The organism is Acinetobacter sp. HZNU-JH01 (assembly GCF_037996845.1).
In the GTDB taxonomy this organism is placed as follows: Bacteria; Pseudomonadota; Gammaproteobacteria; order Pseudomonadales; family Moraxellaceae; genus Acinetobacter; species Acinetobacter haemolyticus.
In genome coordinates this window covers 252,829-271,674 of record NZ_JBBMZX010000001.1, presented here as the reverse complement: position 1 = coordinate 271,674, position 18,846 = coordinate 252,829, and the positions used below count along the sequence as shown (strand labels likewise).

At 37.0% G+C, this 18,846-nt stretch carries 21 protein-coding genes; 13 read left to right on the top strand and 8 right to left on the bottom strand.

Features of this window, described 5'->3' with window-relative positions:
• Positions 1–140: 140 nt before the first annotated feature.
• Both AAC851_RS01285 and AAC851_RS01280 read left to right on the top strand, forming a co-directional pair.
• Positions 141–1,226, top strand: coding sequence for an alpha/beta fold hydrolase (locus tag AAC851_RS01285; RefSeq protein ID WP_151212040.1), 1,086 nt, complete (start codon positions 141–143; stop codon positions 1,224–1,226).
• Positions 1,227–1,229: 3 nt separating this feature from the next.
• Positions 1,230–2,102 carry an NAD(P)-dependent oxidoreductase gene (locus AAC851_RS01280; RefSeq protein WP_340600372.1) on the top strand — a complete coding sequence of 291 codons (873 nt, stop codon included), beginning with the start codon at positions 1,230–1,232 and terminating at the stop codon, positions 2,100–2,102.
• 184 nt (positions 2,103–2,286) lie between these two features.
• Here the strand turns inward: AAC851_RS01280 and AAC851_RS01275 are convergent, their stop codons facing one another.
• The 5 genes from AAC851_RS01275 to AAC851_RS01255 form a co-directional block, all read right to left on the bottom strand.
• Complete coding sequence (locus AAC851_RS01275; protein ID WP_160127065.1) at positions 2,287–2,589, bottom strand: XRE family transcriptional regulator; 303 nt, start codon at positions 2,587–2,589, stop codon at positions 2,287–2,289.
• Positions 2,573–2,929 (bottom strand): type II toxin-antitoxin system RelE/ParE family toxin, encoded by a 357-nt coding sequence (locus AAC851_RS01270; protein WP_340600371.1) that lies wholly within the window; start codon positions 2,927–2,929, stop codon positions 2,573–2,575. The genes AAC851_RS01275 and AAC851_RS01270 overlap by 17 nt, the downstream gene beginning before the upstream one ends.
• Before the next feature lie 107 nt (positions 2,930–3,036).
• The gene (locus AAC851_RS01265) at positions 3,037–3,330 is read right to left on the bottom strand and encodes a hypothetical protein (protein ID WP_125501564.1); all 294 of its coding nucleotides are present in this window, start codon (positions 3,328–3,330) and stop codon (positions 3,037–3,039) included.
• A gap of 142 nt (positions 3,331–3,472) precedes the next feature.
• Positions 3,473–4,513, bottom strand: coding sequence for a DUF6387 family protein (locus tag AAC851_RS01260; RefSeq protein WP_125501566.1), 1,041 nt, complete (start codon positions 4,511–4,513; stop codon positions 3,473–3,475).
• A gap of 410 nt (positions 4,514–4,923) precedes the next feature.
• A complete protein-coding gene (locus tag AAC851_RS01255; RefSeq protein WP_125501568.1) occupies positions 4,924–5,136 on the bottom strand; it encodes a hypothetical protein in 213 nt (70 codons plus the stop codon).
• Positions 5,137–5,485: 349 nt separating this feature from the next.
• On the opposite strand from AAC851_RS01255, the gene AAC851_RS01250 reads away from it, so the two are divergent.
• From AAC851_RS01250 to AAC851_RS01240, 3 genes are all read left to right on the top strand, one after another.
• Positions 5,486–5,755, top strand: a complete 270-nt coding sequence (locus AAC851_RS01250; RefSeq protein WP_008941438.1) for a YARHG domain-containing protein — start codon at positions 5,486–5,488, stop codon at positions 5,753–5,755.
• Between the two features lie 74 nt (positions 5,756–5,829).
• On the top strand, positions 5,830–6,243 hold the full coding sequence (locus AAC851_RS01245; protein ID WP_340600370.1) for an HIT family protein: 414 nt from the start codon (positions 5,830–5,832) through the stop codon (positions 6,241–6,243).
• 255 nt (positions 6,244–6,498) lie between these two features.
• Positions 6,499–7,584: a porin gene (locus AAC851_RS01240; protein WP_125501571.1), complete on the top strand. Its 1,086-nt coding sequence runs from the start codon at positions 6,499–6,501 to the stop codon at positions 7,582–7,584.
• Between the two features lie 504 nt (positions 7,585–8,088).
• Here the strand turns inward: AAC851_RS01240 and AAC851_RS01235 are convergent.
• Both AAC851_RS01235 and AAC851_RS01230 read right to left on the bottom strand, forming a co-directional pair.
• Positions 8,089–8,688, bottom strand: a complete 600-nt coding sequence (locus AAC851_RS01235) for a YidB family protein (protein WP_004639083.1) — start codon at positions 8,686–8,688, stop codon at positions 8,089–8,091.
• Positions 8,689–8,835: 147 nt separating this feature from the next.
• Positions 8,836–9,297, bottom strand: a complete 462-nt coding sequence (locus AAC851_RS01230) for a DUF6231 family protein (protein WP_005080811.1) — start codon at positions 9,295–9,297, stop codon at positions 8,836–8,838.
• A 38-nt stretch (positions 9,298–9,335) separates the two neighbouring features.
• Between AAC851_RS01230 and AAC851_RS01225 the strand changes: the two genes are divergently transcribed.
• Positions 9,336–10,205 carry a DUF2797 domain-containing protein gene (locus tag AAC851_RS01225; protein ID WP_340600369.1) on the top strand — a complete coding sequence of 290 codons (870 nt, stop codon included), beginning with the start codon at positions 9,336–9,338 and terminating at the stop codon, positions 10,203–10,205.
• A gap of 32 nt (positions 10,206–10,237) precedes the next feature.
• On the opposite strand, the gene lpxB is transcribed toward AAC851_RS01225, so the two are convergent.
• Positions 10,238–11,422, bottom strand: a complete 1,185-nt coding sequence (gene lpxB / locus AAC851_RS01220; protein ID WP_340600368.1) for a lipid-A-disaccharide synthase — start codon at positions 11,420–11,422, stop codon at positions 10,238–10,240.
• A gap of 249 nt (positions 11,423–11,671) precedes the next feature.
• Here lpxB and AAC851_RS01215 point away from each other — a divergent pair, with 249 nt between their 5' ends.
• The 7 genes from AAC851_RS01215 to AAC851_RS01185 all read left to right on the top strand — a co-directional run bounded on the left by AAC851_RS01215 (position 11,672) and on the right by AAC851_RS01185 (position 18,844).
• Complete coding sequence (locus tag AAC851_RS01215) at positions 11,672–11,968, top strand: hypothetical protein (protein ID WP_340600367.1); 297 nt, start codon at positions 11,672–11,674, stop codon at positions 11,966–11,968.
• Positions 11,968–13,524, top strand: coding sequence for a PepSY-associated TM helix domain-containing protein (locus AAC851_RS01210; protein ID WP_340600366.1), 1,557 nt, complete (start codon positions 11,968–11,970; stop codon positions 13,522–13,524). The genes AAC851_RS01215 and AAC851_RS01210 overlap by 1 nt, the downstream gene beginning before the upstream one ends.
• On the top strand, positions 13,521–13,802 hold the full coding sequence (locus AAC851_RS01205; protein ID WP_340600365.1) for a DUF1634 domain-containing protein: 282 nt from the start codon (positions 13,521–13,523) through the stop codon (positions 13,800–13,802). Before AAC851_RS01210 ends, AAC851_RS01205 begins: the two co-directional genes overlap by 4 nt.
• 116 nt (positions 13,803–13,918) lie before the next feature.
• The gene (locus AAC851_RS01200) at positions 13,919–14,806 is read left to right on the top strand and encodes a sulfite exporter TauE/SafE family protein (RefSeq protein WP_115736450.1); all 888 of its coding nucleotides are present in this window, start codon (positions 13,919–13,921) and stop codon (positions 14,804–14,806) included.
• 118 nt (positions 14,807–14,924) lie between these two features.
• Positions 14,925–16,016, top strand: coding sequence for a 3-deoxy-7-phosphoheptulonate synthase (locus AAC851_RS01195; RefSeq protein WP_004639065.1), 1,092 nt, complete (start codon positions 14,925–14,927; stop codon positions 16,014–16,016).
• 128 nt (positions 16,017–16,144) lie between these two features.
• Positions 16,145–16,660, top strand: coding sequence for a hypothetical protein (locus AAC851_RS01190; RefSeq protein WP_340600364.1), 516 nt, complete (start codon positions 16,145–16,147; stop codon positions 16,658–16,660).
• Between the two features lie 75 nt (positions 16,661–16,735).
• Entirely contained in the window at positions 16,736–18,844 is a 2,109-nt protein-coding gene (locus AAC851_RS01185; RefSeq protein WP_340600363.1) for a TonB-dependent receptor, read from the top strand.
• Positions 18,845–18,846: the final 2 nt, after the last annotated feature.

The following is an 18,846-nucleotide window of genomic DNA, read 5'->3' as shown; positions in this document are numbered from 1 at the left end:
TAATAATTTTTATAAAGGGTTATCAAATCCTGTCTAAATATGCCAACATTTTGATCGCCTAATGTATTTAAGGTCAAGGCATAAGATGAAATTATCGCTTAGACTTCGTGCAATCTTGACTCATGATGAGACTTTCATAGATGAAATCGCTTGTGGAACAGCAAAAAATAAATTTTAAACATCTCGCTATGCGCGTATTTGAATCTGACAAACTCGTGCTGTCCCAATCAACACCCTATCAAGTCATCGCTCAATTTAAACAAACCCGTGTACGTTTTTATGCATCTGAGAATAAACGCTACAAAGAGCCCCTGGTTTTTGTTGCTCCACTCGCCATCAATATGGATATCTATGACCTCTATCCTTATCGCTCTTTAGTCAAACATTTCCAAGAGGCTGGTTTTGATGTCTATCTGATTGATTGGGGTAAGCTCACCTATAAAAATTATCAAATTAATTTTCTTTCCTTTCTTGATAAGTTTATTCCACGTTGTATTGAAGCAATTCAAAAGCATTCTAAATCTGAAAAAATTTCACTACATGGTTGGAGTATGGCTGGCATCTTTGTCACACTTTATACCGCACGACATCAACCTAATGCTGTCAAAAATCTCGTGGTGCTTGGTAGCCCAATTGATAGTTATGCATCTGGTTATATCGGCAAACTCTATAAAACACTTGCTTATGTGACTTCACGAAATGAAAAAGTTAAAGATTACATTTATAATCGCTTACCCAAAGTAATGATTCATTCTCCGGGTTTTTTAAACTCCCTTGGATTTAAACTTCTTGATCCTAAAGGCTGGATTGATGGAAATATCCAATTATTAAAAAACTTGGATAATCTTAAACTTGTACAAGAAGATGCGACACTGAGCCATTTCTTAAACAACATGATTGATTATCCGGGTGGTATTAACCAAGACATGCTGTTTAATGTTTGGATGCAGAACCCTCTGAAGAACGGTGCAATTACCCTCAAGAACAAAACCATTGAATTGAAAAATATTAATTGTTCACTTTTGGTCGGTGCAGGGAAAAGTGATCAATTGGTTACAGCAGATGCCGCTTTTCCTTTAACTCAACTGACCAGTAGCCAAGATGTGACGTTTACCTTGATACCGGGCGGACATTTAGGTTTAATGTCTAGTCAAAATAGTTCAATTGAGTTCTGGCCAACACTTACAAATTGGCTATCAGAACGATCAACGCTAATAAGAAGGTAGACAATGATTCAATCTGTTGCATTTATCGGTTTAGGCGCTATGGGTTATCGCATGGCGGCACATTTACCCAAGCATTTCGATACGGTCTTGGTTTGGAATCGAAATTTCAGTAAAGCTGAACAACATGCAACAGAATATGGCACCACAGCAGTTGAACTATCCGAAGCTGTACAAGCAGATATTATTTTTTCTTGTTTGCCCACGAGCCAAGATGTTGAAACATTAATTGACAGTGTTGAAATTAAATCAGGTGCGATTTGGATCGACTGTACCAGTGGAGTGCCAGAGGCTGCTCAGCGGTTAGCTGAAAAGTTAAAGCCTCAAAATATCGATTTTCTTGATGCTCCTGTGAGTGGTCAAACAATTGGTGCTGAAAATGCAACTTTAACTTTTATGGTGGGTGGCGATGTTCATGCATTTGAACGTGCATATCCTGCGATGTCAGCAGTTGGAAAATTGATTCAGCATGTTGGGGATTCTGGCGCCGGTTTTGCTGTCAAAGCTATCAATAATATGTTGCTCGCCGTGAATCTATGGTCTGTTGCCGAAGGTTTTAGTACTTTAAAAGCGCATGGTGTAAATCTCGATGCAGCATTAAATTGTATCAATGCATCGAGTGGTAAAAGTCTTGTCACAGAAAATATTTTTCCGCAACGTGTGTTAAGCCGTGAATTTCCTGTGACCTTTGCTCTACCATTGCTAGCGAAAGATACTGGAATTGCTTTAGATTTAGTTCATGATGCAAAACTACCTGCACCAATCCTCTCTTTGACACAAAGTCTAATCCAAGCGGCAAGTTTAACGGCTGAGCCTAATAGTGACTTTTCGGCTGCTGTAAAAATGTATGAATCATGGAGTAAAATTACGCTAGAATAGGATTGTTATTTAAAAACAATAGGTTATTTTAATTTTAAAATTTTATGGCGTAAATGAAGCGTAAAATCCCCTATTTTGAATGTCAAAAAACCGCTCATTTTGAGCGGTTTTTTTACGATTCTAATAAAATACTTGGAGTAGATAATTAACTTAAATCTTGTGGCTTAGGCCATGATAACTTGCCTCATAAACCTGTTAAATTAATACGAGAACCATCAGGTAAGGTGGCATTAATTTCCAGGTTTGCCCCAAGTACATGGAGGTATTGGCGCAAGGTTGATAGTTGAATATCTGCACGTTTTTCTAGCTGTGCAACAGTGGGTTGCTTAATGTGCATTGCGCCTGCTACTTGTGCTTGTGTAAAACCAAGCTGCTTGCGTAAATTTGCCAAACGCATCGCTGTAATCATTTCAGCTGCTTTAGTCTCAACAGCGGCTTGATCCTCTACAGAAAGCGTATTAAATAATTCACTAATCGGTTTTGCCATCATTCAACTCCTCAAGATATTGTTGATAACTCTTTTCCGCTATGGGGATCATACGATCATAAAAGCGCTTATCACCTATTTTATTGCCACCACATAACAATACAGCTTGTCTTAATGGGTCGAATACAAACAGAATACGGTAAGGATCGCCAGCATGTTGTACACGTAATTCTTTCAGATTTTTTAACTTACTACCTTTCAAAGTATCTACATGAGGGCGTGATAACTGTGGACCATATTCTTCAAGTACTTTAATACTTGCAAGTATGTCTATCTTTTCTTCAGTAGTCAGTTCCAAGAACCACTCTTCAAAAGGTTGCTCAAATAGAACAGTCCACATAACTCAATCCTTATTACCTGGAAATATTATAGGTTTTAAGCTATATTTCTTCAAGTGTAAGTTTGGGAAGATATTTAAAAGCCCTGCTTTCGCAAGGCTCTGTAAGATTATTTACTGGCATCCCATTTTTTTTCGTACTCCTCTCGTTGTACATCAAAGAAATTGGCACGATCTTCAGCAAAATACTCCGTCAAACCCAATAGGTTTTCTAATGTATAAAAATGCGCTGGGTGAATACCTCTCTCTTCAAGATCCTTTTGAGTTTTTTTCACTTCTTTCTTAATTTGGGTAATCAGTGTAGATAGCCATTCTGTTGACTCATGAGCAACAGCATAGGCATCCAATAAATCACCATCATCATAGGTTTTAACTTCCGCTATTGGCTGACTTTGTGTGTTCATAGGGATCTCCTTTGCTTACTTCTACTTCTTTCATATTTAGCTATCGCCATAACTACTTGGTCTATCAAATGGGATAGGTGAATTATCTAATCAATCAATTTAAAAAAATGGAAATTATTTAAAGTTTAAAAAATGGAAAAAATCAATATTCCATTTTTTCCAAATTATATAAAGAAACTAGTTTTCTATTTTCTTGTGAGTAAGGCTTTGATAACAATCTTGGAGTGAGACTTTCCAGAGTCTTAAAAAAACTTTCACCTTTTTCTCCATTAGGAAAAAGAGTGATTGCAAACACTGATTTCTTAATTTTATGCCCAGAAATTATCTCCCATAGACTCAAATCGATGTATGCAAATAGACGATAGTCATTAATTTTCTTAACTAATGTTTTTGGATCAGAATCAAGTAATTCATCCTCATATGAAATTTCATTTATTGCCAATTGTTTTCTTTTTTGTATTAACCACTCTTCAAAATTTCTTAGCAGTACAGCATTCGTACATCCTAAATCAACCTCAATAATTGGCTTCTTATCAAAAACTTTTCCTTTCATATTTTTGATATAAAAATCAAAACTAGAATTTCTACAATCATCAAAATGTTCTTCTTTTCCTCCTACGTCATACCACATTTCATGATCTAATAATTCTTTTTCATTATCTTTGCACCTTATAGTACTTAAGGCACATAGATGCTGTTTAATAATATGCCTATGTGGTTTAGGAAAGCTAAAATACTCTTCTGCAATCTCAATTGGTGTTAATTCTTTGATGGTATTAGCTTTTGCACTTTCTATCTGACCATGTGCATATATGTTAAAGCACATATTAATAGGATTTAGCATGGAACTATCTTCATAACTTTCTCTTTCAAATGCTAATAAATTATTTTCTGCTATATTTAAAAACATATTTTTAATAATTTTATTTTTTGCTTCTTCATTAGAAAAGGGGGAAATTTTTCTATTAATTTTAAGGTAACCTTTTAACTCTAAAATACATTCTTGCCCATATATTTCTTCACTATCAACAACCTCAATTTTAAGTCTGTTATTTATAATCAATAAAAGAACTCGTCTGTATACGAGGTTTAAAAGTGCTACTCTAGCATTACCTACCTTATCAATATATTTATCTATTTTAAACCAGTTCGGCATGTCTTCTTTATATTTTATAAATGACACTTTTTATATCCCTAACTATCAATAATCGTAAAACTATAACTCATCTTGAAGTATTTTGAATTATTGGTTATGGCTAAATAGCTAATTTCCCAACCAACTGTTCTTGTTTAAAGTTCAATCTGTCAACCAACATAGAAATAAAAAATGTTCTATCCATGCTTATGCTATGACTATCTTAACAAGAGATGAGCCATCAAATGGTGATTACGTTATCTGCCCCGTATGTTTCAATGCTAGGAAAGTCAACTGAGCATGAGATTCCAAAGAACTAAATGAAACGATGGTTAGAGCAGCGGACTCATAATCCGTTGGTCAATCCAACTACATTTGTATCCCTTCTCCCCCTTGAACCCTAAAGTTCAAAGGTAAAGACATGCATTTTGTGTGTTCAATATTTCAAATAGCTAACTTTAGAAATCAACTTTATAACTATAATTAATATTTACATGCTCAGGCATGTTATGAACATCCTGATCTGTGATGAACCCATGTTCGGGCATTTTTACGCTATTAAATGCTTCATTCACAGGCACAATTGGTGGCTTATTAAAGTTTTCATAATTCGATGAAGCACAACCAACTAGCCCTAATCCCAATACAGATGCAGTTAATAATTTCTTCATAATCCTATCAATTACTATAAAAATCACACAATCTAGCAAATTATTTATTGAATGTCTTATGATTAAAATTTATGGATTTCAGGATAGGAAACACTGTAAAAACCCATTGATCAATAACAAACAGAACAATACACATCAAACAAAGCTGAAAAATCTATATATTTTTTAATTTTCGCACCACTTTAAAAAAACCATTGATATCTAAAGTTTTTCTATATTATTCAGGATAAAAGATAGGGTAAAATTACACTCGAATAATACAGTTTCATTGAAATTTCATCAATAAACCTTATATTAGTACATGCGCTAAGTCCGACTTAGTGCTTACTCATAACGAGAGGAATACCTCATGAAGAAGTTTACAGTTGCAGTTTTTGCTGGATTTGTCGCACTGACAAGTTTCAGCATGCAAGCTTCAGCATCAGAGCAAGAATGTAAAAAGTTACAAGATAACTATAACCTTATCTATGCGTCTAAAGGCTTCTGCTTTAAAGATGCAGATGCTAAAGCAAAGTACGGTAACGAAAACTGTCATACTACTAAGCCAAAGTTTTCTGAGAAAGAACAACAACGCTTAGATGAAATTAAAGCACGTCAAAAAGAATTGAATTGTAAATAAGCATCTTCTCTTAATCTTGAGCTGAAACGATCATGAATATAGCTCAACGAGGAGAAAGGTTTAAAGGACTAATCATGGCATACGATGACCAAAATATTTTTGCAAGAATCCTTCGTGGTGAACTACCCGCGATAAAAATTTATGAAGATGAGCAAGTTCTTGCGTTTATGGATATCATGCCTCAAGCCGATGGTCACACCCTAGTGATTCCTAAGACACCAGCAATTACCTTACTCGACCTACCTGCCGATGCAGCTGCTTATACGATTCAAATCGTACAAAAAGTTGCTCAAGCGATGGAAAAAGCTCTAGAAGCTAAAGGCATTGTACTTATGCAGCTCTCAGGTGCTGCTGCTGGTCAGACTGTCCCACATGTACATTTTCATCTGATCCCAAGTTCAATCCATGAACTAGGTCGTCATGCAGCGCAAATGGGCGATCAAGAAAAGATTAAGGCCCTAGCTGAAAAGATCAAAGCTGCACTTTAAGCTTTGATTTGACTAAAAACGGAGTGAAAACTCCGTTTTTTATTTTCATTTATTTATATAAAAATCAATAACAAACAAAACTTATATCCAATGTAAATCGTCATTAAACTGTCATTTTTCTTTCACTTCTCTGTCACAAAGTTTGCCGATACTGCATACAAGTTAGTGAGCTATGTAACTTTTTGTACACAAGCAAACTTATAACAGTAACTAAGGCAATTGCCATTTACAAAAAAGTGTTTTGGAGAAATCTCAATGAAAAAATTGCTTCTTGCTGCTACTGTAGCAACTTTAGCCATGAATGCAGCGCAAGCAGCACCAACTTTGTACGGTAAGCTGAGTGTAACTGTAGACAATATTGATAACAATGATTTTAAAGACGAAAGCGTAGTGAAAGTAAACTCAAACGCTTCACGTTTGGGTGTGAAAGGTGAAGAAAAATTGACTGATAACTTATCAGCAGTTTACTTAGTTGAATGGGAAATTTTCGCAGATGGCGATGGTGATGCTTTTAAAAACCGTAACCGTTTTGTAGGTGTTAAATCTGCTGGTGTTGGAACATTAAAAGTAGGTCAATTTGACTCTTACTTTAAAACTGCTGCAGGTAACAATCAAGACATCTTTAACGATAACAACGAATTGGATATGACTAAAGTTCTTGTTGGTGAAGATCGCTTAACTAACGTAATTGGTTTTGAGACTGATAAAAAATTATTAGGTGGCTTAGCTTTCAACATCATGTTCCAACAAGGTGAAGAATCTTCTGCTGCTGATAGCGCATCTAAAGGTAAAGAAGGCAGCCGTGATGGTTTCGGTGACGGTGTTTCTGCTTCGATCACTTATGACAATAAAGATTATGGTTTAGCTGCTGCAGTAGCTGGAAACTATGGCATCGCTTCTAAATATGGCGCATATGGATTATCTGGTATTTATACAGATGCTATCCGTGTAACAGGTTCACTTGATTTCACGAAATTAGGTTTTGATGGTTTTGTTTTGGGCGCTTTATGGCAAACTGCTCAACCTACAGATGATACTGTGACGACAACCAGTGGTTCTGATGTAACCTCTTATAAAGGCCTACAAGAAGATGCATATGGTGTAACAGCAGCATACAAAATCCCTTCTACTCCGATTAAGTTAAAAGCACAGTATATTTCTGCTACGACAGAGTCGAATGGTCGTGATGATCGTAAACAAGATCTTTATGGTCTAGGTGCTGATTATCAAATCAATAAACAAGCACGTTTCTATGGCGTAGTTGGTCAGCAAAAACGTGATTGGTTAGTGAAAGATGATAAGAAAACAACTATTGGTTTAGGTATGGAATATAACTTCTAATTTGAAGCTTATTTCCTAATCAGTAAAAAAGGGCTTTATGCCCTTTTTTCATTTAGAGAATAGATAAATCGTTGCCACTACATTCATGAAAACAATTGAAATAAATGAATACCATAAAATTTTAAAAAAATGATCCTTTCTTAAAACATAATAAATTAAAAGTATGATCAGCAGTATCGTGGAGAAAAACAGCCAAATTATTCCAAGTAATTGGGAGCTTTCCCAAATATTTTTTTCTACTACAAAATAAACGTCTTTGTATAAAGATGGTATAAATAAAATCGATAAGAGAGATGAAAAGATAAATAACTTTTGTCGGAATTCTTTAATAAAAAAAGCAACAAGTATCAACATCGGTAAAGTGATGACGAAATAGATAAAAATATTAAAAAGAAGCCCACTCCAGAACCTGCTACAGTCATTCTATCTCCTAAATTTAAACTCTAAAAAAACAAAGCCCATATTCAAATGAGCTTTATCTTATAAATCTATTACGTTTAATATTTACTTCTTCAAAAAACCACTCACTAGATTCAAAACATTTTGAATATCATTATTCGCTTCTTGTGGATTAGTACCACTCCCTTGTGGCGTTAAAGAGTCGATCACCTGCGGTAAAACCGATGCAATTGCGCCATAAATGGCTTGTTTAGGCGCCTGAGTTTGCTGTGCAACTTGCTCAACATCTTGGTCATCAAATAAACTTTGCATGTTTTGAGTTGGTATATCTGTATTATTTGGCTGATTAGGATCAACCCAACTTTGTACTTGGTTCGCCAAACCTGCATTTTTTAATTTGTCCAACGCACCTTGCAAACCGCCTTGTTTTTGAATCCAAGCCAAAATTAGGGGCAAAACGGCTATAAGCAAAGTTTGGGCTGAATTTCCACCTTTGGCGCTACTTTGTTGATTACCACCATTCAATTGACCCAGCACAGAACCAAGTATTCCGCCCAAACCGCCTTGTTGATTGGAGTTGCCCTGTTGTCCACCCATTTGTCCTAATACAGAACCAAGAATACCACCTAGCCCACTACTCGATTGTTGCTGACCGCCTAAAGCTTGTTTTGCTAACATTTCAACAATATTGCTTAAATCTGTCATGACGCATATGTTCCTTTGGAATATTTATCCAAAAAGCATACGCTGCTTTGAAAGTATAGAACAAAATTGAATTGTTAAATTTTGCAAGAACTTGAACACACACTCAATCAGATGATAGTGATCAAATAGTTCAACAGTTCATGATATTTACCAACGGAATTTATCCCAGTTTTCTGGGTTTGCCCAAAACTTGGAATTGAACCAATCTGGCACATGCTTATAGGTCAAAATATTAAACTGCCACAAGGCAAAATTGCTTTCATGTGTTGTTTTATCAATTAATTGAGTGAAACCAAGTGAACGTAATAACTTTTCGTCATCAATTTTACTTACGACCACAATTCGTTTTGCCATAAGGTCACGTAACCTTACCAATAACTGTGCTTTTTGTGTTTCTGTAATATTTTGCATTTCTTCGGTGTCAAATAATACAAAACCTAAATCATAACGCTGAGTAAAAGGCAGATTTAAAAAGTCAGTTACGTTAAAATGATGCCATTGAATTGAAGCATTTTGGTCAATCTGTTGACCGATACAAAGTGCAGTATGTATGGGCTGTTCCTGAGATAAATCGTCTAGCATAGAAGTGATGACATTTTGTTCAGCCATAACTGCAACCCTTGATTGAGAAAGATGAGAGTTTATTCATGGAACTACAAGGCATTTGTCATAAAATGCATGCAGCACTCACAGCGCATAGTGTAACTGATCAATCAACGCGCAAGGCAAATGTTGAATATAAATTTATATTAGATCGTTCAGAAACTGATCTACCGTTTAATCTAGGTCAAGAAATAGAGATCGAATGGACAGGAAATATTTTCTGTACATCTTGTGGTGCGAAAACACCAAAGTCATATTCACAAGGACATTGTTTTAAATGCTTTAAAACCAAGGCTGAATGTGACTTATGTATTATGAAGCCTGAAACCTGCCATTATCATCTCGGTACTTGCCGTGAAGATGATTTTGCACATCAGGTCTGCTTCCAGCCTCATATCGTGTATTTAGCAAATTCAAGTGCGCTCAAAATCGGAATTACACGTATCGTAAATATGCCCACACGATGGTTAGACCAAGGTGCGACTCAAGCACTGCCGATCATGAAAGTGGGTTCACGTCGATTGTCTGGGCATTTGGAAACCATGTTCGGGACACAGATTGCAGACAAGACTGACTGGCGAAAACTCCTTAAAGGTGAAGCAGAACCACTGAACTTGGTTGAACAATGTGATCAAATCATCGAGGAGTTTGCTCCAAAAATTCAAAGCATTCGTGAGGAGTTCAGTCAAAATCTTGAGTTTGATGAGGGTTTAGAGTTCTTAGACAATGAATTGCCACATGAATTCATTTACCCTGTTGAACATTATCCTGAAAAAATTAAATCCTTGAATTTAGATAAAACCCCAAAAATCCGTGGTGTATTACAGGGTATTAAAGGTCAGTATTTATTATTGGACATTGGTGTCATCAATATTCGTAAATACACTGGTTATGAGTTAATTCTACGTGCATAAGTAAAAAGGTGGCATTTATAAGCCACCTTTTTTTAATTCGACTCTGTTTCCAGACAATGCAAAATCGCTTGAACTGGATCTTCAGTATCTCCAGAAATCAATCGTTTATGCATACTCAAATGCTGCATCATTTGAATATGAGCCGTTTCATGATCCATCAATCTTTCAATTTCAGCAGCTAAATTTTGTGGCGTGGCATCTGCTTGAATAAGTTCCTCAATCACTTTCTTACCTGCAATAATATTAGGTAATGAATAATATGGAATTTTGACCAAAAATTTTGCAATAAGATACGTTAACCAATTCAACTTATAAAAGGTCACCATTGGCCGATGTAATAGCATGGCTTCCAGCGTTGCTGTACCCGATGCAAGTGCCACAATGTCACTGGCACTCATCACCATACGGCCAATTTTTGATTCTGAATCAATGTTTTCCAGGATATGAATTTTCGACTTGAGTGTGATGTCTAGATTTAAAATACCCTGTTCAATTTGATGCTTACGTGCTTCATTAATCGCTGGGATCAAAAACTCTAACTCAGGATATTTACGATGTAAAATCTCGGCAGCACCAGTGAGTAAAGGTAGTAAACGTTCAATTTCACCACGACGGCTACCAGGTAATAATGCAATATGTATTTTATCTGCAGATAAACCGAGTTGATGTTTTGCTTCAATAATTGGATTTTTTAATGGCAATTGTTTAGCGAGCGGATGTCCAACGAATGCAGCCGCAACCTCATAATTTTCATAGAATGTTTTTTCAAATGGAAATAGACATAATACAAGGTCAATACTACGTTTGATGCCATGAACACGACCCTGACGCCATGCCCATACTGATGGGCTTACGTATTGTACTGTTTTGATCGGTAGATTCTTTTCCTTGATCGTTTTCGATAAACGCAAATTGAAATCAGGCGCGTCAATACCAATAAAAATATCAACTGGACGCTCTGTCCAACGTTCAACCAAACCATCGCGTACTGCAAACAACTTTTTCAGATCTTTTAAAACTTCTACAATCCCCATAACAGATAATATTTCCATAGGATAATAGCTATGAAAACCCTCTGCGATCATTTCTGGACCGCCAATCCCCTCAAATTCAGCATCAATTCCTTGTTCGCGAAAACTCCGCATGAGTTTTACCCCTAGCGTATCTCCTGAAACTTCCCCGACAACGATGCCAATTTTTAGTTTTTGCTTTAACAAGACCTGCGCCCCATTCAAAAGTTTAAAAGATTCTAACAGAATGATTTTACATCGAATCACTGTAAATACTGTAATTTGTTCACGATTGGTGAAAATGATCTCAATCTAATAAACCATTTTATAGCAAAAAAATTATCTAGAATTGCGATGAATTACAGATTGCGTGTACATACATGAAATATTAATATAAACAAGAATCATTTTCACATGTGATTCTTTATCTCTCCCTTTTGCTTTACAAGTATACTTATGGCCAAGTCAGCTTCCCTTTCATTCATCTATCGAATAAGTATTTTCTATCGTTTCGCTTTAGTATTTGTACTGGGCTATTTGTGTACGCTGTATCTGAGTTTAAGTCTTACCGAATTATTTACATCCTTATTATTCGCCAAAGCCGAAGCTATCTTTTTGGCAGCGTTTATCTCTATCCTATTTTATGTTTGTTTCGTCCTCATCGGCTTCTGTACCAATTCTTTAATTAAACTTACTTTGATTAGCTCAATTTTATTGGCCGTATTGTTTGGCTTATCAGTAGGTCTAAGTTAATGGGAAATAAAGGTGTTCGCCAATCAATGGCATGGTTGCACGCATGGACTGGATTAATTTTCGGATGGTTATTATTTGCCATTTTTTTAATGGGAACGAGTTCCTACTATCGCCACCATATAAACCTGTGGATGCAACCACAACTGGCTGAATATCAAATTAATCAAGACACAGCAATTCAAACTGCAACACAGTATTTGGAAAAAAATGCTACAGATGCGAAATCATGGTTTTTAAGCATCGCCAATCAGGATCAACCCGTAAATAAAATTTATTGGGAGAAAGCTGACGGTGCTTATGAAAGTCGTACTTTAGATGCAAATACAGGACAAGAATTACAGCTTTCAGCAACGCAAGGCGGAGAGTTTTTCTATCGTTTCCATTATCAATTGTATGGAATGCCTGTTTTGATTGGGCGATTAATTGCAAGTTTAGCGGCATTTGTAATGCTTATTGTTTTAATTTCAGGGATTATTACTCACAAAAAAATAATTACTGATTTTTTTACTTTAAGAACATTCAAGTCTCAACGCTCATGGCTTGATTTCCATAACGTATCTTCGGTTGTAGCACTACCTTTCTTTCTGACCATTACTTTTACAGGTTTGGCTATATTCTTTTATCTGTATCTACCCTTAGGGATGAAAAAACTCTATCCAGATAATCCTTATCAATATTTTACTGAAATTCGAACCATTACCGAAACACAGCAATCAAATGCAGTGCCTCTGCCGTTTAAAGCTGTACCTGTATCTGAATTATTGAAACAGGTCCACCAGCAATGGGGAGATCAAGCACTAGCCACCATTGAGGCAAAAAATCCCAATACAGATCAAGCAATCATTACCTTTAAGCAACTTGAAGATCGCTCAATTACGCTTGATCAGACCCAAATCAGTTTTAACCATACGGGTAAAATTCTAACGAATACGAGAAATAACAGTCCTATTGCAACTTTGAATTTTGGCGTTTATAGCCTGCATATGGCGACTTTCGCTCAACCAATACTTAGACTGGCTTTTTTCCTTTCTGGAATTCTAGGCTGTTTAATGATTGCTTCAGGTTTGTTGTTATGGAGCTTAAAACGTCAGATTCAAAATAAATCAAATCAGTTCCATTTCGGTTACTACTTGGTTGACCGTTTGAATATTGCAACTTTTATCGGCTTACCTATCGCTATGCTGAGCTATTTATTTGCAAATCGTTTGGTACATATCTCAGGAAACACGCCAAATTATGAAATCTATACGTTTTTTAGCGTTTGGCTCTTCAGCTTTATCGTGGCTTTATTCACAAAGAAACACTATTTATGGAAATCTCAAATTACTGTTTTCGGCTTACTCGCGATCAGTTTGCCAATTTATAATTTTATTTACCTGATTAATAATCAATTAGTTTCGAATTTAAATAGTTATTGGCTGTTTTTACGAATAGATCTATTTTTTATTTTTTTTGCATTGTTTGCCTTATTTATATATCGCAATATCCAACCTATTCAAATGAAAGCAACACAAAAGATCAAAACAAAATTAGCTAAATCAAAGGTGGCAACATGATTGTTATAGGTTTATTTCTCATCTTGATCGGTATGTTCATCCTCTATGAATGTAGTGATAAACGAATCAATAAATCCCCATATCAGCATCACATCAAGCAATTTAGATTGATCTTGAGACTTATTGCTTTCTTCAGTTTGTTCATCGCTGGTGCTTTGTTATGTTGGAAATATGGCCGCTCTATAGGTTTTATTAGTTGGTGGATCTTCGCCACGCCTATTACCTTCTTGTTAATTTTATGGGTCAACGATGTCAACAAACCACCATTAAAAGGCTGAGTCTAGGATAGCTTCTTTATCTTTTTTTTGTATAAGCAAATCATTTTTCATCACAACACCTTATACAAAACAAGCATAAGATATGGTGTTTTCTGTATAAGTTAGGCATATCAGCAATGTTTGGTCCCATTGAATTTATTTTAGCTGGCGTATTGGTTGGTTTCTGCGTAGGAATCACAGGTGTCGGCGGTGGTTCTTTGATGACACCAATCTTGATTAGCTTATTCAAAATTGAACCTCATATTGCGATTGGTACAGACCTGCTTTATGCCTCAATCTCAAAATTTTGTGGTTCCCTAGTACATGCAAAAAAACTCAATATTGTTTGGCCAATTGTAATTTGGCTAGCATTAGGTAGTATCCCAGCATCATTTGCAACGGCTTGGGTACTGGAACATTATTTAAGCCAATCCACCCACTATAAATCGGTACTCACGATGGTATTAGGTGTGATGCTGACTTTGACAGGTATTTCAATTATCTTTCGTGCTCAAATTGAGAAGTTTTTTGATCGATTTAGAAATCGAGAACAAGCCAATATGGAAAGTGAGCAACATGCTCTACAACATAAACGCCGTTATATTTGGATTATGGGTGTTGTATTGGGAGTGTTAGTGACACTTTCTTCGGTAGGTGCAGGTGCTTTTGGCATTATGGCTCTCGTGATTATGTTCCCTAACTTACCAATGATTCGAATTATTGGCTCGGATGTTGTGCATGCTGTTTTATTGACTGCTGTGGCAGGTTTAAGCCACATGTCATCAGGAAACGTAGACTTTACTTTATTGATGTGGTTATTGGTGGGCTCAATTCCTGCGATTGTGGTTGGAACACTAATCAGCTCACATTTACCTGAACGATTTATCCGTAAAATCTTGGGAATCACCTTATTTGCTTTAGGTCTGAACTTTATTATTAACCCTGTAAAAGCCAAACCGAAACCTATTGAAACAGCTCAAGTGATGATGATTCAGCCAACAAGTCATTCTACGACAATAGTTTAAGCCCCAAATAGCCGATTGTTTATACACAATTTGTTTGAATCGCTAGTTAATCAATCGCTTTTTCGTGCTATATTCGTAGACAAATTAACCTCTTCTTTCGATTGAATTTGTGACAGCAATGAATACTCTACAGTCAAATCCAGTTTCTCAGCCAGATATCGACGACGTTAACATTAAAAGCATTCAGACTTTGATTACGCCTGCAGAACTCAAACGCGATCTTCCTTTATCAGAAATCGCCTCTCAAACTGTACTTAAAGGACGTAATACCGTTCGTAATATTTTGGATGGTAATGACAAGCGCCTGTTTGTTGTGATTGGACCATGTTCGATTCATGATCCTAAAGCTGCTCATGAGTATGCTGACCGTTTAAAAGTATTAAGCGAAAAAGTAAAAGATACACTTTACATCATCATGCGTGTGTATTTTGAGAAACCACGTACGACTGTTGGTTGGAAAGGTTTAATTAACGATCCTGATATGAATGACTCTTTCAATATCGAAAAAGGTCTACATATTGGTCGTGGATTGCTGCTCGAATTGAATGAAAAAGGCTTACCTTGTGCAACTGAAGCACTTGATCCTAACTCACCGCAATACTATCAAGACTTGATTTCTTGGTCAGCGATTGGTGCACGTACTACAGAAAGCCAAACACATCGTGAAATGTCTTCAGGTTTATCTTCACCTGTCGGTTTTAAAAACGGTACAGATGGTGGCTTAACAGTTGCAACCAATGCAATGCAATCCGTAAAGCATGGACACAGCTTCTTGGGTTTAAACGAAAGTGGTCAGGTAGCGATCATCAATACCAAAGGTAATCCATACGCGCATGTAGTTTTACGTGGCGGTAATGGCAAACCAAACTATGATGCAACCTCAGTTGCAGAAGCGGAAGCAGCTTTAGCCAAAGCTAAAGTCAGCACCAAAATCATGATCGACACCAGTCATGCCAACTCAAACAAAGACCCATACCTACAACCATTAGTTTTGAAAAACATCACAGAGCAAATTCTTGATGGCAACAAATCAATCGTGGGTATCATGGTTGAAAGTCACTTAAAAGGTGGTCGTCAGGATATTCCTGAAAATTTATGCGACCTAGAATACGGCAAATCTGTAACCGATGGTTGTATTGATTGGGAAACCACTGAAAAAGCATTATTAGAAATGCATGAAGCATTAAAAGATGTTTTACCAAATCGTTAATCTTTAAATAGATGTAAAACAGGCTCTCATGGGCCTGTTTTTTTTATTGATAAATCAAGTATGTTTTGAACTGTAACATTTTTTTATTTATACTGCTGCCACATTTCCCCCTACGACGTCTCGTTGATATGAACTCCAGTTTTCGTCAACATTTGCAAAAGTGGCGTGCCTTGATCGGCGCGGTAACATTGCTTTGTTTACTCTGGCATATCTTATTACCAACCATGGTACATACTGGCGTCGTACCCGCACTTTATGCAATGCCATCGCATTGCCAAGTCACAGAGATTCAAAAAGCCACGCTGCTATCAGCACAAGTGCACAGCAACCATCATAGTGAACATCATCACCATACGATGGAGCAACATAAACATCACCTTGAGCATGCTCAACATGGTTCGCAACTCAGTGAATATGCACAACAAGTTTATGCACTGGCTAGCCAGATCATGAAACATTGTCCACTGTGCACCTATGGTTTAGATGCAGCCGCAATTATTCCATTGCTTGGCTTGATACTTATTTTCTTATTGGCTTGGTTTAGTCGTGTACGCTGCCTATGCCATGCGTGGACAAAAGATCTGCACATCCCACGTATTTTCTATATTTCCCCCCTTAAACAAGCTCCGCCAATCGCTCTATAAATCGCAAACTTTTACATTCGTATCCAGTTCATTGCTGCGATGCGGCTCGTTTAATGCTTTTATAGAGTTTTCAAAATGACGACTTCTTTTCGTTTGTCAGTCTTAACGGCTGCGTGTCTATCTGCTACTTACAGTTCATTGGCGATTGCCGAAGCCCCGACACAAGACACCAAAACCTTAGCGACTATCGTTGTTACAGCAAGTCGTGAGGGGGAATCTATCAGCAATACCCCTGCTGCAATTAGCCAAATTAACAGCCAAACATTAGCCGATAAAAATGCCACTTTTATTGGGCAATTAGTCAACCAAACCCCTGGCGTTTTGATGAATGACTTGGGTAATGAACAGCATATGATGTCGATCCGACAACCAATCACGACTGCAGCAGTTTATCAATATCTTGAAGATGGTATTTCAGTTCGTCCCGTCGGTGTATTTAACCACAATGCGCTTTATGAACTTAATCTTGCAGGGATTGATCGAATTGAGATCTTACGTGGACCAGCCAGTAGCTTATATGGAAGTAATGCCATCGGCGGTACGATAAACTTTTTAACTAAAGCGCCAAGCCTAACGCCGACAACTGAAATCGGTATACTTTCAAGTACGGAAGGTTATCGCCGTCTGGATCTAGGTGCATCAAACACCTTTGCGACTGAATTTGGTGAACATGGTCTACGTTTATCTGGATACGCAAGTGATCGTGGCGATAGTTGGCAAGATCATGCTGAAAGCAATAAGCAAAGTCTCACGCTTCGACATGACTGGCGTATTTCTGATGCCACACAAATCAAAAATATCGCGAGCTATAACCACCTAAAAGCAGACATGACAGGAAGTCTAAACAGCAAGGATTTTAGTGAGCGTCCTGGCTACAGTTATCAGACATTTACCTATCGTGAAGTAGACTCTACCCGCCTGTCTTCGCAGATTAGCCATGCGTGGAATGATCAGAACCAAAGTCAAGCCACACTGTATTATCGTGATAACACCACTGAACAGAACCCAAGTTATAGCATTCGTACTGATATGCGAAATGGTGTGCCTACAGGGACTTACACGGGTCAAACTACATATAATCAGTTCAAATCGTATGGTTTAAATTTGCAGCATGCTACAAGCATCGATCAGTTGAAATGGATAATTGGTACGATGGCAGAACATACGCCAAATAAAGCCAAAACTAATGATATTGAAGTATTTCGTGATCCTGAAACACGTATTTATACTGGTTTTCAACCAAGAAAATTGCTACGTGACTTCAATGTAGACGTTGACAATCAAGCCATTTACACCCAACTAAATTGGCAAACATTCGATAACTTAAATCTAGTTGCTGGCGCTCGCTACGACTGGATTAAATATGACTATCAGAATAATTTAACTCCATCAAATATTACGGGTGCACCTAACGAAACACGCCGCTTCCATAAAGCCAGCCCACAACTTGGCTTTATTTGGAATGCACATCCCCTATTGGACATCTATAGCAACTGGTCACAAGGTTTTGTACCACCAGAAGTAAGCAGTTTATACGGTGCAAATCTGGTTACACCAAATTTGTCAGAAGCAACATTTAACAATATTGATCTTGGCATACGCTTTAAACTTTTCGATGAGCGTTTAGATGGTGAAATTACGCTTTATCGCTTAGATGGAGAAGATGAAGTCATTAATTATACTAAACCTGATAACACCCGCGAACCTCGTAATGCAGGTAAAACAAGACATCAAGGGATCGAGATTGGTGGTACTTGGAATATTTCTGATCAATACGATCAACGCTTGAAACTATCTGGAAGTTGGGCGAAACATGAATTTAAGCAATTTCAGCCATCAGCGAGCTTAAATTATAATGGCAATCGTATGCCGAGCTCTCCAAAAGCTTTCGGTACTGTTGAATATCAGATTAAACCCATTCCTGAGTTGTTATTATCAGCAGAAGGAGTTTATGTCGGCTCATACTGGATCAATGATGCCAATACCGAAAAATATGATGGGCATACAGTATTAAACCTACGTGCAACCTATCGCCATAATGCTTATGAAATCTATGGTCATATCATCAATGCTGCAGATGTACATTATGCTGAAAGTACCTCATTTAGTAATAATCAAGCGAGCTTTACGCCTGCGGCACCGCGTACCTATTTGTTAGGTTTACGCTATCATTTTGGAAAATAAGC